The 13,541-nt window shown below is 70.3% G+C and carries 11 protein-coding genes; 5 read left to right on the top strand and 6 right to left on the bottom strand.

Going from position 1 to position 13,541, the window contains the following annotated elements:
• Nucleotides 1–26 precede the first annotated feature (26 nt).
• Nucleotides 27–1,391, top strand: coding sequence for an argininosuccinate synthase (gene argG, locus N4G63_RS06420; protein ID WP_314599480.1), 1,365 nt, complete (start codon nucleotides 27–29; stop codon nucleotides 1,389–1,391).
• A gap of 30 nt (nucleotides 1,392–1,421) precedes the next feature.
• On the opposite strand, the gene N4G63_RS06425 is transcribed toward argG, so the two are convergent.
• The 6 genes from N4G63_RS06425 to N4G63_RS06450 all read right to left on the bottom strand — a co-directional run bounded on the left by N4G63_RS06425 (nucleotide 1,422) and on the right by N4G63_RS06450 (nucleotide 8,641).
• Entirely contained in the window at nucleotides 1,422–2,798 is a 1,377-nt protein-coding gene (locus N4G63_RS06425; protein WP_260785539.1) for a cytochrome-c peroxidase, read from the bottom strand.
• A 284-nt stretch (nucleotides 2,799–3,082) separates the two neighbouring features.
• Nucleotides 3,083–3,991 (bottom strand): diguanylate cyclase, encoded by a 909-nt coding sequence (locus N4G63_RS06430; RefSeq protein WP_260785538.1) that lies wholly within the window; start codon nucleotides 3,989–3,991, stop codon nucleotides 3,083–3,085.
• 212 nt (nucleotides 3,992–4,203) lie between these two features.
• Entirely contained in the window at nucleotides 4,204–5,382 is a 1,179-nt protein-coding gene (locus tag N4G63_RS06435) for a PLP-dependent transferase (RefSeq protein ID WP_260785537.1), read from the bottom strand.
• A gap of 99 nt (nucleotides 5,383–5,481) precedes the next feature.
• Nucleotides 5,482–6,909, bottom strand: a complete 1,428-nt coding sequence (rimO, locus tag N4G63_RS06440) for a 30S ribosomal protein S12 methylthiotransferase RimO (RefSeq protein ID WP_260785536.1) — start codon at nucleotides 6,907–6,909, stop codon at nucleotides 5,482–5,484.
• A 70-nt stretch (nucleotides 6,910–6,979) separates the two neighbouring features.
• Nucleotides 6,980–7,561: a polyhydroxyalkanoate synthesis repressor PhaR gene (gene phaR / locus N4G63_RS06445; protein ID WP_260785535.1), complete on the bottom strand. Its 582-nt coding sequence runs from the start codon at nucleotides 7,559–7,561 to the stop codon at nucleotides 6,980–6,982.
• A 99-nt stretch (nucleotides 7,562–7,660) separates the two neighbouring features.
• Entirely contained in the window at nucleotides 7,661–8,641 is a 981-nt protein-coding gene (locus N4G63_RS06450) for a porin (protein ID WP_260785534.1), read from the bottom strand.
• Between the two features lie 282 nt (nucleotides 8,642–8,923).
• On the opposite strand from N4G63_RS06450, the gene N4G63_RS06455 reads away from it, so the two are divergent.
• From N4G63_RS06455 to N4G63_RS06470, 4 genes are all read left to right on the top strand, one after another.
• The gene (locus N4G63_RS06455) at nucleotides 8,924–9,973 is read left to right on the top strand and encodes an ABC transporter substrate-binding protein (RefSeq protein WP_260785533.1); all 1,050 of its coding nucleotides are present in this window, start codon (nucleotides 8,924–8,926) and stop codon (nucleotides 9,971–9,973) included.
• On the top strand, nucleotides 9,973–10,824 hold the full coding sequence (locus N4G63_RS06460) for an ABC transporter ATP-binding protein (RefSeq protein ID WP_260785532.1): 852 nt from the start codon (nucleotides 9,973–9,975) through the stop codon (nucleotides 10,822–10,824). The genes N4G63_RS06455 and N4G63_RS06460 overlap by 1 nt, the downstream gene beginning before the upstream one ends.
• Complete coding sequence (locus tag N4G63_RS06465) at nucleotides 10,821–11,597, top strand: ABC transporter permease (RefSeq protein ID WP_260785531.1); 777 nt, start codon at nucleotides 10,821–10,823, stop codon at nucleotides 11,595–11,597. The genes N4G63_RS06460 and N4G63_RS06465 overlap by 4 nt, the downstream gene beginning before the upstream one ends.
• Before the next feature lie 242 nt (nucleotides 11,598–11,839).
• Nucleotides 11,840–13,528 carry a ShlB/FhaC/HecB family hemolysin secretion/activation protein gene (locus N4G63_RS06470; RefSeq protein ID WP_314599481.1) on the top strand — a complete coding sequence of 563 codons (1,689 nt, stop codon included), beginning with the start codon at nucleotides 11,840–11,842 and terminating at the stop codon, nucleotides 13,526–13,528.
• The last annotated feature ends 13 nt before the right edge of the window (nucleotides 13,529–13,541 follow it).

Raw genomic sequence — 13,541 nt, forward strand, 5'->3', positions numbered from 1 at the left:
CAACTTCCAGCAGCGAGATCTCCCCCGTGGGCGCCAACATCCTTCAGAAGCTTCCCGTCGGCGAACGCGTCGGCATCGCGTTTTCCGGTGGCCTGGACACCAGCGCCGCCGTGCTGTGGATGCGCAAGAAGGGCGCCGTGCCCTGCGCCTACACCGCCAACCTGGGCCAGCCCGACGAGACGGATTACGACGAGATCCCGCGCAAGGCCCTGGCCTACGGCGCCGAGATGGCGCGCCTGATCGACTGCCGCGCGCAGCTGGTGGCCGAGGGCATTGCCGCCATCCAGTGCGGGGCCTTCCACATCACCACCGCCGGTGCCACCTACTTCAACACCACGCCGCTGGGCCGCGCCGTGACCGGCACCGCGCTGGTGGTGGCGATGCGCGACGACGGCGTCAACATCTGGGGCGACGGCAGCACCTACAAGGGCAATGACATCGAGCGCTTCTACCGCTACGGCCTGCTGGCCAACCCGGCGCTGCGCATCTACAAGCCCTGGCTCGACCAGACCTTCATCGACGAGCTGGGCGGCCGCAAGGAGATGAGCGAGTTCCTCATCGCCAACGGCTTCGACTACAAGATGAGCGTCGAAAAGGCCTACAGCACCGACAGCAACATGCTGGGCGCCACGCACGAGGCCAAGGACCTCGAGTTCCTGAACGCCGGCATCCGCATCGTCAACCCGATCATGGGCGTGGCCTTCTGGCGCGACGACGTGGTGGTCAAGGCCGAAGAGGTGACCGTGCGCTTCGAGGAAGGCCAGCCGGTGGCACTGAACGGCCGCACGTTTGCCAGCGCGGTCGATTTGTTCGAGGAAGCCAACCGCATCGGCGGCCGCCATGGCCTGGGCATGTGCGACCAGATCGAGAACCGCATCATCGAGGCCAAGAGCCGCGGCATCTACGAGGCCCCGGGCATGGCCCTGCTGCACATCGCCTACGAGCGCCTGGTCACCGGCATCCACAACGAAGACACCATCGAGCAGTACCGCGCCAATGGCCGCCGCCTGGGCAAGCTGCTGTACCAGGGCCGCTGGTTCGACCCGCAAAGCCTGATGCTGCGCGAGACCGCCCAGCGCTGGGTGGCACGCGCCATCACCGGCGAGGTGACGCTGGAGCTGCGCCGCGGCAACGACTACTCGCTGCTCGACACCGCCAGCCCCAACCTCACCTACGCGCCCGAGCGCCTGAGCATGGAGAAGGTGGAAGACGCCGCGTTCACGCCGGCCGACCGCATCGGCCAGCTGACCATGCGCAATCTCGACATCAGCGACACGCGCGACAAGCTGGGCATCTACACCCGCACCGGCCTGCTGGGCGGTGCCGAGGGCTCGATCCCGCTGCTGTCGTCGCCGGGCGGCGAGTCGGGCAGCGGTTCGTCGGGCCAGTGAGGCCGGCGCCCACCGGGCGCCGCTGGCCGCTCAGTGCGGCGTGCCGGTGCCCTGGTCGGCGTCGTTCAGGGTCTTGAGAAAGGCCAGCAGGTCGGCGATGTCCTGGTTGCCCGGCTGCCAGGCACCATTGAACGGCCGGCCCGCCGCCAGGTTGCCGCGGTAGTACCAGGGCAGATCGTTGTAGCGCCGGTCGGCCGAGCCATCGGCCTTGCGATACCACCGCGCGGCCTGCGTGTCGCGCTCGAAGTGGAAGCGCACCGCGTCTTCCAGCGTGGTCACCGCGGCATTGTGAAAGTACGGGCCGGTGTGCTCGACGTTGCGCAGCGTGGGCGTCTTGAACAGGCCGCAGTAGCGCGGCAGCAGCTTGACCAGCAGATCGGCCACGTTGTTGGTGCGGGCCTTCTCGCGGGCGCACAGGCCCAGGTCAAAGTAGGCCGGGTCGGCGTTCTTGGGGCCGGCATGGTTGCGCGGCACACCCAGCGCGGCATAGCCGAAGTTGGTGAACAGCGAGGTCTTGGTCAGCGAGGCGGTGTGGCAGGCCACGCAGTTGCCGCGCTGCGGGTTGCTGAACAGCGCCCAGCCGCGCGCCTCGGCCTCGGTGAAGCTGGCCTTGCCGGCCTGCACCTGGTCGAACTTGCTGTCGAACAGGTTGTAGTCGGCGTCGCCACGCTGGTACACCTCGAGCAGCACCGCCACCTCCTTGAACAGCGCGGTGTCGCTGGCGATCTTCTCGGGCGCATCGACGTACAGCGCCTGGATCTGCGGCCAGTACGGCGCGCTGCGCACCAGGTCGGTCAGGGCCTTGGGCTCGGTGGCGCTGCCCGGCAGCGCCTGCTCCACCGGGTTGAAGAACGGCCCGCCGTGAAAGGCCTGGCCGAAGCGGTCGTCGGCCCGGCCGTCCCACAGGTAGCCGCCCGAGGGCGTGCCCAGCAGGCTCAGGCGGAACGGTGGCGTCAGGTTCAGGTAGCGACCGGTCATCGACGAGCGCATGCCGGCCTGGTCGAGCAGGGGCCCGCCCAGCGGCAGCCGCGTGCCCGGCGCGTCGGCATGGCCCGAGCCCTCGACGTGGCAGGTGCCGCAGGACATGCGGCCGCTGGCCGACAGCCGCACATCGTGGAACAACAGGTTGCCGGCCTCGATGGCCGCTTCGCTGTCCACCGGGGTGACCGCGGCGGCCTGGGCGCGCATGGTCGGCGCCGGGCTGGCGGGCGTGCCGTCGGCTTGCAGTGCGGGCGGATCGGCGTCGCTGGGCTGGGCGCTGTCCGAGACCACGGTGCGGCTGGCCAGGTCATCGGCCTGCTGGGCCGTGCGCTCGGCCTCGGTCTCGCTGCCGCCACCGCAGGCGCTCAGCACCAGGGCGCAGATCAACAGGCTGGCGGCCGTGAGGGAAGGTCGGGCAATGGGCATGGCTTGGCTGGGCATTTCTGAGAAAGCGTGGCTGGAATGTTGCTGCTCGTGCAAGGCAACGCAAGGACAGCCGCGATGCTAGTCAGGAGCCCTGGTCTACCCGCCCCGCACACGCGGGGGTGACCGCCCAGCCAACAGCCCAGAGCAGCGGCGTCGGGCCGTGGAACGTGACTTCGATTCCACTGTTCTGGCGGCCGCTGCGGCAGCGGCCGTTCACACGCCCCGGGCAGGGCCGCCATGGGGCGCCGCTGCACCGCAGCCGACAGGCCGCGCGAAACGCCTGCTCAGCCGCGCACGCAGTTGCGTCCGCCGTGCTTGGCCTCGTAGAGGCGGCGGTCGGCCAGGTCGATCAGGGCCGGTGCGTCGGCCCGCTCGAGCGACCAGCAGGCCACGCCCCAGCTCATGGTCTGGTGGTGCTGCAGGTTGCCGCCGCCAGTGCCGTCATCGAGCATGAAGCCCTGGCTGGCCACGGCCTCGCGCAGCCGCTCGGCCAGCGCCAGCGCCGTGGCCTGTGGCGTGCCTGGCAGCAGCACGCCAAACTCCTCGCCGCCCAGGCGGCCCAGCAGATCGCCCTGGCGCAGCCGCGCCTGCACGCGCTGCACCACCTGCTGCAGCAGCGTGTCGCCGGCGCTGTGGCCGTACTGGTCGTTGACGCGCTTGAAGAAGTCGAGGTCGCCGCACAGCACCGCCGGCGGCGGGCCGCCCTGGGCCGCCAGGCGCACGGCGGTGGCCAGCGCATCGCGCCAGTAGCGGCGGTTCCATGCGCCGGTCAGGCCATCCACGTTGGCCAGGTGCCAGGCGCGCGCATGCACGGCCGATTCAGGGTTGCCGGCGGCCAGAAAGCGCAGCTGCAGCTTGCCCAGGCAGACCCGGTCGCCATCGGCCAGCCACTGCGGCTGCTCGATGCGCCGGCCGTTCACCCAGCTGCCGTTCGACGAACCCAGGTCGCGCAGGCAGATGCCTTGCGCCGACACCTGCAGCTCGGCATGGCGGCGGCTGAGGTTCGGGTCGTCGAGGTACAGGCTGGCGCCGTGGCCGCGACCGATCACCGAGCTGCCGGGCTCCAGCACCAGGCGGCGGCCGGTTTCGGCGCCGCTGTAGACCACCAGGCAGGCCGGGCGCGCATGCGGCTCAAGACCCATCGGCTGGGTGAGCGCGCCGGTTGGCAGTTCGATGGTCGATGAGTCCCACATGACGGCTGGTGTTCTCGGCGGTGTTTGACGCGGTGGTGGCGCCCTGCCTCGGGCCGATCAGGCCGCGGACGCCAAGCCGACGGTATAGCCGATCGGCGCCGCCAGCGAACACCCGGTTACGAACGCGGCGCGCAGTTGTGCGCGCCCACCCGGGCCAGATACCCACCCGGGTTCACCACTGCAGCCGCCACGCAACGCGGCGCAGGCCGGGCTCAGGGCCGCGCCAGCAGCGCCAGGGCCTGCGCCAGGTCGGCCTGCAGATCGGCCACCGCCTCCAGCCCGATCGACAGGCGCACCAGGTGGCCGGGCAGCGCCGAGCGGTCGGCACGCATGCCGTCGAGCTCGTAGGGCACCACCAGGCTGACCGGGCCGCCCCAGCTGAAACCGATCTTGAACAGGCGCAGCGCATCGACAAAGGCGTCCACCTGTTCGCGGCGCAGGCCGGGATCGAGCAGCACCGAGAACAGCCCAGCCGCCGCCGTGCAGTGCGCCGCCCAGTGGGCATGGCCCGGCGCACCGGGCAGCGCCGGGTGCAAGACCCGGGTCACGCCCGGCTGGCTGGCCAGCCAGGCCGCCAGCTGGCGCGCCGCGGCATCGTGGGCGTGGTAACGCAGCGCCAGCGTGGGCAGGCCACGCAGCACCAGCTCGGCGTCGTTGGCCGCCACGCCCAGGCCCAGTTGCCCGTGCACGCGCAGCAGGCGCTGGTGCAGCCTGTCGTCGCGCGTGAGCACTGCGCCCATCAGCACGTCGGCGCCGCCCGAGGGGTACTTGGTGAGCGCATGCATCACCACATCGACCCCCAGATCAAAGGCGCGAAAGGCCAGGCCGGCGCCCCAGGTGTTGTCCAGCGCGGTCAGCACGCCGCGCGCCCGGGCGGCCGCCACCAGGGCCGTCAGATCGGGGAACTCCATGGTCACCGAGCCGGCGGCCTCGAGCCACACCAGCTTCGTGCGCTCGGTGATGCGCGCGGCCAGGTCGGCCGGGTTCATCGGGTCGTAGAGCTGGTGCGTGATGCCCCAGCGCGCCAGCACGCTGGCCGCCAGGTCGGCCGAGGGGCCGTAGACATTGGCCGGCAGCAGCAGTTCGTCGCCCTGGCCCAGCAGCGCCAGGTTGACGTGGGTGATGGCCGCCAGGCCGCTGGGCGACAGGATGCAATGGCGCCCGCCCTCCAGCGTGGCCAGGCGCTCTTCCAGCTGGTAGGTGGTGGGCGTGCCGCGCAGGCCGTAGGTGTAGCCGGTCTTGGCGGTGTAGCTGCGCCCGCGCAGCGCCGCCACGCTGGGAAAGATCACCGTCGAGGCCTTGAACACGCCGGGTGGCACGGCCGCCCAGCCCTCGGGCGGCTGGTACGGGTGGTGGATCAGGCCGGTGATCAAGTCGTCGGAATCAGGCATGGCGGCATCTCGTCGGATGGGGCGCACCAGGCAATGTGGCCACGCCACGGTCCTGGTTCCCCGTGTGGGGACGGCCGGCCGCGGCCGGCCCGGGGGCAATCAGAACGGCAGGCCGACCAGGTCGTGGCCCTCGACGGCCACGATGCGGGCCTTGGTGAACTCGCCCACCTTCAGCGTCTTGCTGGCCTTCTCGGGCGGCAGCAGGCGAACGGCGCCGTCGATCTCGGGCGCATCGGCAAAGCTGCGGCCACGGCCGCCCTTGCGGCCCAGCCCCGGCGCGTGATCCACCAGCACCTGCATGGTGGCGCCCACGCGGCGCGCCAGGCGCTGCACCGACACCTGCTCGGCCACCGCCATGAAGCGCGCACGGCGCTCCTCGCGCACCTCGTCGGGCAAGGCACCGGGCAGCTCGTTGGCCGTGGCGCCCTTGACCGGCGAGTAGGCAAAGCAGCCGGCGCGGTCGATCTGCGCCTCGCGCACGAAGTTCAGCAGGTGCTCGAACTCTTCTTCGGTCTCGCCCGGAAAACCGGCGATGAAGGTGCTGCGGATCACCAGCTCGGGGCAGGCCGCGCGCCAGGCCAGCAGGCGCTCGAGGTTCTTCTCGCCCGAGGCTGGGCGCTTCATGCGGCGCAGCACATCGGGGTGGCTGTGCTGGAAGGGCACGTCGAGGTAGGGCAGGATCTGCCCCGACGCCATCAGCGGCAGCAGCTCGTCGACGTGCGGGTACGGATAGACGTAGTGCAGCCGCACCCAGGCGCCATGCGCGGCGGCCAGCTCGGCCAGCGCGACGCACAGCTCGGTCATGCGGGTCTTCACCGGCCGACCGTCCCAGAAGCCGGTGCGGTACTTCACGTCCACGCCATAGGCGCTGGTGTCCTGGCTGACGACCAGCAGCTCCTTGACGCCGTTCTCGAACAGCGCCCTCGCCTCGCCCAGCACATCGCCCACCGGGCGCGAGACCAGGTCGCCGCGCAGGCTGGGAATGATGCAGAAGGTGCAGCGGTGGTTGCAGCCTTCGCTGATCTTCAGGTAGGCGTAGTGGCGCGGCGTGAGCTTGATGCCGGCCTCGCCGCGAAACAGCGCGCGCGCCTCGGGCACCAGATCCACGAAGGGGTCGTGCGGCTTGGGCACGTGGGCGTGCACCGCGTCCATCACCTCCTGCGTGGCATGCGGGCCGGTGACGGCCAGCACGCTCGGGTGCATCTGGCGCACCAGGTTGCCGGTGCCGTCATCGGTGGCCTTGGCGCCCAGGCAGCCGGTGACGATGACCTTGCCGTTCTCGGCCAGCGCCTCGCCAATGGTGTCGAGGCTTTCCTTGACCGCATCGTCGATGAAGCCGCAGGTGTTGACGATCACCAGGTCGGCACCGGCAAAGGTCTTGCTGGTGGCGTAGCCCTCGGCGCTGAGCTGGGTGAGGATCAGCTCGCTGTCGGTCAGGGCCTTGGGGCAGCCCAGCGAAACAAAGCCGATCTTGGGTGGCGCGCTGGCGGGGCGGCTGGCGGCGGTGGTGTCAGGGGACTCGTGCATCGCCCGATTGTCCCCGATGGCGCGCGGCGCCGGCCGGCGCAGGCAAGGGGCCGGGCCGCGCCGGCCGCTTTCAGGGCTTCTTGGCGCCGAAGCCCGGCATGCCCGGAAACAGCGCGCCGGCCTGGATCTGCTCCTGCATCTGCACGAACAGGTTCTTGCTCTGCTCGAGGTAGTTGCCCATCAGGCCCTGCATCAGCGGCGCCTGGCCGCTCATGAACTGGCTCCATACCTCGGGCGTGAAGGCCTTGCCGTCGTACAGGCCCTTGCTCTGCTCGGCAAAGCGGCCCTGCAGGTCGACGAAGGTCTGCAGGTTCTTCTCAAGGTACGAGCCCATCATGCCCTGCATGGCATGGCCGTAGAAGCGGATGATCTGCGCCAGCATGGTGGTGCTGAACATCGGCATGCCGCCGGTTTCTTCCTCGAGGATGATCTGCAGCAGGATGCTGCGGGTGAGGTCGTCGCCGGTTTTGGCGTCGCGCACCTCGAACACCTCGCCGCCGAGCACCATGCCCTTCACGTCGGCCAGCGTGATGTAGCTGCTGGTGCGGGTGTCGTAAAGCCGCCGGTTCGGATACTTCTTCAGGATCCGCGGACCGGCGTCAGCGCCAGGGGTGGCGTCGTCGGCGGCCGCAGCGCGGCGGTGGGCTGGCATGTCGGACAGTTCCTTTTGTGCAGTGCGCCATGATTCTAGGAGCGCACATGCCCCGGGCCCGCGGGTGTTTCCCCCTTGGTGCCAACCCGCAACGCCCGCTCAGAAGCGATGGCGCCCGCCCACGCTGTAGCTGGTGCCGTTCTTGGCGCCGCTGAGCCGGTCGCTCATCACCACGGCATACAGGTCGGTGCGCTTGGACAGGTAGTAGTCGTAGCCGCCGCTGACCGTGCCACGCTTGGCGCCGGTGGCGGGCTTGACCCGACCCACCTGCAGCAGCAGGCTGCCCTGGCCGGTGACGGCCCAGGCGGCGCCCAGGCCGGCAATGGTGTAGTCGACCCGCGTGCTGCGGTTGTCGACCTCGCCGTACTGCCCGAACAGGCGCACCGGGCCGAAGGCATACGAGCCGGCCAGTTGCCAGGTGGTGGTGTCGGCCACGCTGGCGCCCTTGTCCACCTTCTGCCAGGTGGCGCCCAGCGCCAGGTCGCCGGCGCCGTAGTGGCCGGCCAGGCTCATGTTGCGCCCGCCGTTGCCCTCGCCCAGCGCGCCCATGGCGGTGGCCGTGAAGCCGCCCAGCTTGGGGCTGACGTACTTGACCGAGTCGCTCCAGCCGGTGTCGCCGGTGGTGGTGCCGCTGGTGAAGTAGTGGCGGATGCTGGGCGAGTAGCCGAACGAATCGCCCAGCGCGTTGAACTGCAGCGTCTGCACGAACAAGGAGGTGGTGTTGCGCCCCAGCGTGAGCGTGCCCAGCTCGTTGCGCAGGCCCACGAAGGAGTTGCGTGCCCAGAAGCCGTCGCCATCAAAGCGGCCCGGCGCACCGGTGTCGCTGCGCATGAAGCTCTCCAGCGAAAACACCCCGAACAGGCCGCCGCCCAGGTCTTCCTGGCCACGCAGGCCCCAGTAGCTGGTGGTCATCTTGCCGCTCTCCACACCCTTGACGGCCGCCCCGCCCGGCGCCTGGGTGCGGCCGGCCGACAGGTCGACCAGGCCGAAGATGGTGACCGAGGATTGGGCGGCGGCGCCGCCGGCCACGGCGGCCAGGGCCAGGGCAGCCATCAGGGGGCGCAGGGCAAAGGGTTGCATGGTTGATATCTTCACGATGGGGAGGGTTGTGATGGCCCCGCATCAAGGCCGGGCTCCACCAGCTGGATAGCAAAGCACATGCCCTGCTGCCGCCGCCCTTGGCGGCACCGCCGCGGCGCACGCGCCCCGCCACGGGGCACCGCATGCCCCACCCGGCAGCCCATGCACCGGGCCGGCGCCCGCAGCTGCACCCAAGGCAGCGCGCACGAAGCTTGCAGAGCTGACGGTGTGCACCGGCCAGCAGGGCCGTGCACCAGATTCAATTGCACAGGAGCTTTGCCAATGGCCCGCTTTTTCTCCCGCCGCCTGGCGCTGGGCACCGCCGTCGCCGCCACGCTGGCCACCGCACTGCCGGTGCAGGCCCAGACACCGGTCAAGTTCCAGCTCGACTGGCGTTTCGAGGGCCCGTCGGCCTTCTTCCTGCATCCGGTGGCCAAGGGCCTGTTCGCGGCCGAGAAGCTGAACGTCACGGTCGATGCCGGCAACGGCTCGGCCAATGCGGTCAACCGGGTGGCCTCGGGCACCTACGACATGGGCTTTGCCGACCTGGCCGCGCTGATGGAGTTTCATGCCAACAACCCCGCTGCACCCAACAAGCCGGTGGCGGTGATGATGGTCTACAACAACACACCGGCCGCGGTGCTGTCGCTCAAGAAGACCGGCCTCAAGGGCCCGGCCGATCTCACCGGCAAGAAGCTGGGCGCGCCGGTGTTCGACGCCGGGCGGCGTGCGTTCCCGGTGTTTGCCAAGGCCAATGGCGTGGGCGCGGTCAACTGGATCAGCATGGAGCCGGCGCTGCGCGAAACCATGCTGGCCCGCGGCGACGTGGACGCCATCACCGGCTTCAGCTTCACCAGCCTGCTGAGCCTGGAGGCGCGCGGCGTCAAGGCCGAGGATGTGGCGGTGATGGCCTACCCGCAGTTCGGCGTGAAGCTGTACGGCAACGCCATCATCGTGGGCGAGGACTACCTCAAGAAGAACCCCGAGGCGGTGAAAGCCTTTCTGCGCGCCTTTGCCAAGGGCGCCAAGGCCGTGATCGCCGACCCCAAGGCTGCCGTGGCCCTGGTGAAGGAGCGCGACGGCATCGCCAACGCCGAGCTGGAAGAGCGCCGCCTGCGCATGGCCATCGAGTCGTCGATCGCCACCGCCGATGCCAGGGCCGAGGGCTTTGGCGACGTGAAGCCGCCGCGCCTGGCGCTGATGGCCAGCCAGGTGGCCGACGCCTACGCCACCAAGGGCCGCATCAACCCCGACGCGGTGTGGAACGGCAGCTACCTGCCGCCGGCCGCCGAGCGCGACATCTTTGCGGCGGCCAAGCCGGCCAAGAAGTGATGGGTGCCACCGCAGCCCCGGCGGGCACGCCGCCGTTCGTGGATTTCAACGACGTCTGGCTGGCCTACAACGACGAGTTGCTGGCGCAGGGCAAGTACGCCGTCGAGGCCATCGACCTGAAGGTGAACGAAGGCGAGTTCATCGCCATCGTCGGCCCGTCGGGCTGCGGCAAGAGCACCTTCATGAAGCTGGCCACCGGCCTGAAGCGGCCCAGCAGGGGCACGGTGCACATCGGCGGCCAGCCGGTGACCGGCCCGCTCAAGATCACCGGCATGGCCTTCCAGGCGCCCAGCCTGCTGCCCTGGCGCACGGTGGTGGCCAATGTGATGCTGCCGCTGGAGATCGTGGAGCCGCACCGCAGCCAGTTCAAGCGCAGAAAGGCCGAGTACGAAGCCAAGGCGCGCGCGCTGCTGCAAAGCGTGGGCCTGGGCGGCTACGAAGACCGCTTTCCGTGGCAGCTCTCGGGCGGCATGCAGCAGCGCGCCAGCATCTGCCGCGCGCTGATCCACGAGCCGAAGATGCTGCTGCTGGATGAACCCTTTGGCGCGCTGGATGCCTTCACCCGCGAAGAGCTGTGGTGCACGCTGCGCGACCTGCAGGCGGCGCGCGGGTTCAACGTCATCCTGGTCACGCACGATCTGCGCGAGAGCGTGTTTCTGGCCGACACGGTGTACGTGATGAGCCGCAGCCCCGGCCGCTTTGTGGTGCGGCGCGAGATCGAGCTGCCGCGCCCGCGCGACCTGGAGCTGACCTACACACCGGCCTTCACCGACATCGTGCACGAGCTGCGCGGCCACATCGGCGCCATGCGCAAGCCGGTGGGCACGCCCGGCGTGGGAGTGACACCATGAGCAGCAGCAGCAGCAGGCGGCTTGAAACCTGGGCGCCCTGGCTGCTGCTGCTGGCCGTGCTGGCGCTGTGGCAGGGGCTGTGCTCGGCCTTCTCGGTCAGCGAGTTCATCTTTCCCAGCCCGGCGCGCATTGCCCAGCAGCTCAACGAGTTCAAGGGCGAGATCGCCAAGCACGCCTGGCGCACGCTGTGGGTCACGCTGGCGGGCTTTGGCCTGGCCATCGTCATCGGCGTGCTGCTGGGCTTTCTGATCGGCAGCTCGCGCCTGGCCTACGCCGCCATCTACCCGCTGATGACCGGCTTCAACGCCCTGCCCAAGGCGGCCTTCGTGCCCATCCTGGTGGTGTGGCTGGGCATCGGTGCCGGACCGGCCATCCTGACGGCCTTTCTGATCAGCTTCTTCCCGATCACGGTGAACATCGCCACCGGCCTGGCCACGCTGGAGCCCGAGCTGGAAGACGTGCTGCGCGTGCTGGGCGCCCGCCGCTGGGACGTGTTGATCAAGGTGGGCCTGCCGCGCAGCATGCCCTACTTCTTTGGCAGCCTGAAGGTGGCCATCACGCTGGCCTTCGTGGGCACCACGGTCAGCGAGATGACGGCCAGCAACGAGGGCATCGGCTACCTGCTGGTCAGCGCCGGCAGCTCCATGCAGATGGGCCTGGCCTTTGCCGGCCTGGTGGTGGTGGGCGCCATGGCCATGCTGATGTACGAGGCCTTCTCGGTGCTCGAGCGGCGCATGACCGGCTGGGCGCACCGGGGGTCGCAGGCGGGTTGAGCGCACGCCCACCCTCCCGGCGGTGAGGGCCGGGCAAGGCGGCCCTGGCGGAGTGCTGCACACGGGGTGCAGATTCGCGAAGCCTCGCACACCTGGCGAGCCAACAGGTGCCGTCAGGCACCGGCGCGGCCTAACCTGCACGGCATTGGTGCCGAAAGAGCAACTCCACATCGCAGTTGCTCATGAACCCACATCGTCCCGATCCGGTCGGCTGGCCGACCCTGTGCACTCTTTCACGGCTGATGCTGGCAACGCTCGGGGCGGCCTCGCTGGCCACGGGGGCGCAGGCACAGACAGCGCCCGATGCGGGCAGCCTGCTGCGCCAGCAGCCCCGCCCGCCCGCCACCGAACCGGCCACCGCACCCGCGCCCGCACCCGCAGCCACTGCGGCCCAGGCGCCCGAGACCGGGCCGCGGGTGCTGATCAACGCGTTTCGCATCCGCGGCGCCCAATTGATCAGCGAGGCCGAGCTGCAGGCGCAACTGCGCGATCTGGTGGGCAAGGAGCTGGGCTTTCGCCAACTCGAAGGCGCGGCGGCAACGCTGTCGGCCCACTACGCCCGGCGTGGCTACCTGGCCCGCGTGTTTGCACCGCCGCAGCAGATCGAGAGTGGCGTGCTGACGCTGGAGGTCATCGAAGGCCGGCGCGGCGGCGTGCGTGTCAATGCCACGGACCCGCACATCGACGCCTCACGCGTGGCCGGCTTCATCGACCACCGCCTCGGCCGTGGCGACACCTTCGACCTCCATCGCCTGGGCGAGGCGCTCAATGTGCTCAACGAGCAACCGGGCCTGGCCGTGCGGTCGGCGCTGGCCACGGGGCAGGCGCAAGCCGAGGTCGACATCACCGTCACCGCCACCGCCAAGCCGTGGCTGACCGGCCAGCTTGGCGTCAGCAACCAGGGCAGCACCAGCACCGGTGAAGCCCAGCTCGGCGGCAGCCTCGTGCTCAGCAACCTGAGCGGGCACCTGGATGCCGTGGCCCTCACCGCCAACCTGTCCGAAGGCAGCGCCTTCGGCCGCCTGGACTACGGCATTGCCGTGGGCCACAGCGGTTTGCGCGTGGGCCTCAACGCCTCGCAGATGCACTACCGCGTGGTGCAGCCGGCGCTGGCCGCACTTGAATCGCGTGGCGATGCCGGCACCGCCGGCGTGGTGGCCAGCCTGCCGCTGGCCCGGCGCAACGGCCTGAGCCTGGGCGTGCTGTTCAATGCCGACAGCAAACGCCTGGTGGACCGCACCGTGGTGGGCGAGACCAGCCGCCGCCGGGTGCAGGTTGCCGGCCTGGCGCTCGACGGCCAGCTCGACGGCGTGGAGCGCGCGCTCTGGGCCCCGGGCATGCTGCAGTTCGACCTTGGCCTCACCGTGGGCGACAGCGATCAGGCCAACGCCGGTGCACTGGCCGCCGATGCCGCCGCGCGCCAGGTGCAGGGCCGCTTCAACAAGCTCAGCGCCAGCCTGTCCTACCTTCAGACGCTGGCTGGCGCCTGGCGCGTCAGCGGCGCGCTGCGCGGCCAGCTGGCCGACAAGAACCTGGACTCGACCGAGCGCTTCTCGCTGGGCGGCCCCAACGGCGTGCGCGCCTACCCGGTGGGTGAAGGCACGGGCGACCAGGGCTGGATCGGCAGCGCCGATCTCGTGCGCCAGCTCAACGAGGCCACCGAGCTGGGGGTCTTCCTGGACCACGGCCGCGTGCAGCTCAACCACCGCACCTGGGCAGGCTGGAACGCCGGCCAGCCCGCGCTGGACAACCGCTACGCGCTCAGCGCGGCCGGCCTCACCGCGGTCTGGCGCCCGACGCCCCAGGCCACGCTGCGGGCCACGCTGGCCCGCGCCCTGGGCCGCAACCCAGGCGCCGATGCCAGCGGCCACAACGCCGATGGCGCCGCCGGTCGCACGCGGGCCTGGATCCATCTGTACGCCACGTTCTGAGCGAGACGAAGTA

This window comes from Aquabacterium sp. OR-4, from assembly GCF_025290835.2.
Classification (GTDB): domain Bacteria; phylum Pseudomonadota; class Gammaproteobacteria; order Burkholderiales; family Burkholderiaceae_C; genus Pseudaquabacterium.

What these genes read in the sequence shown, in the direction of transcription:
- N4G63_RS06435 (WP_260785537.1), bottom strand. Translation starts at nt 5,382, where the DNA reads ATGCCTGATTCCGACGACTTGATCACCGGCCTGATCCACCACCCGTAC.
- N4G63_RS06430 (WP_260785538.1), bottom strand. Translation starts at nt 3,991, where the DNA reads ATGTGGGACTCATCGACCATCGAACTGCCAACCGGCGCGCTCACCCAG.
- N4G63_RS06425 (WP_260785539.1), bottom strand. Translation starts at nt 2,798, where the DNA reads ATGCCCATTGCCCGACCTTCCCTCACGGCCGCCAGCCTGTTGATCTGC.
- N4G63_RS06470 (WP_314599481.1), top strand. Translation starts at nt 11,840, where the DNA reads ATGCTGGCAACGCTCGGGGCGGCCTCGCTGGCCACGGGGGCGCAGGCA.
- N4G63_RS06465 (WP_260785531.1), top strand. Translation starts at nt 10,821, where the DNA reads ATGAGCAGCAGCAGCAGCAGGCGGCTTGAAACCTGGGCGCCCTGGCTG.
- N4G63_RS06455 (WP_260785533.1), top strand. Translation starts at nt 8,924, where the DNA reads ATGGCCCGCTTTTTCTCCCGCCGCCTGGCGCTGGGCACCGCCGTCGCC.
- N4G63_RS06460 (WP_260785532.1), top strand. Translation starts at nt 9,973, where the DNA reads ATGGGTGCCACCGCAGCCCCGGCGGGCACGCCGCCGTTCGTGGATTTC.
- phaR (WP_260785535.1), bottom strand. Translation starts at nt 7,561, where the DNA reads ATGCCAGCCCACCGCCGCGCTGCGGCCGCCGACGACGCCACCCCTGGC.
- rimO (WP_260785536.1), bottom strand. Translation starts at nt 6,909, where the DNA reads ATGCACGAGTCCCCTGACACCACCGCCGCCAGCCGCCCCGCCAGCGCG.
- N4G63_RS06450 (WP_260785534.1), bottom strand. Translation starts at nt 8,641, where the DNA reads ATGCAACCCTTTGCCCTGCGCCCCCTGATGGCTGCCCTGGCCCTGGCC.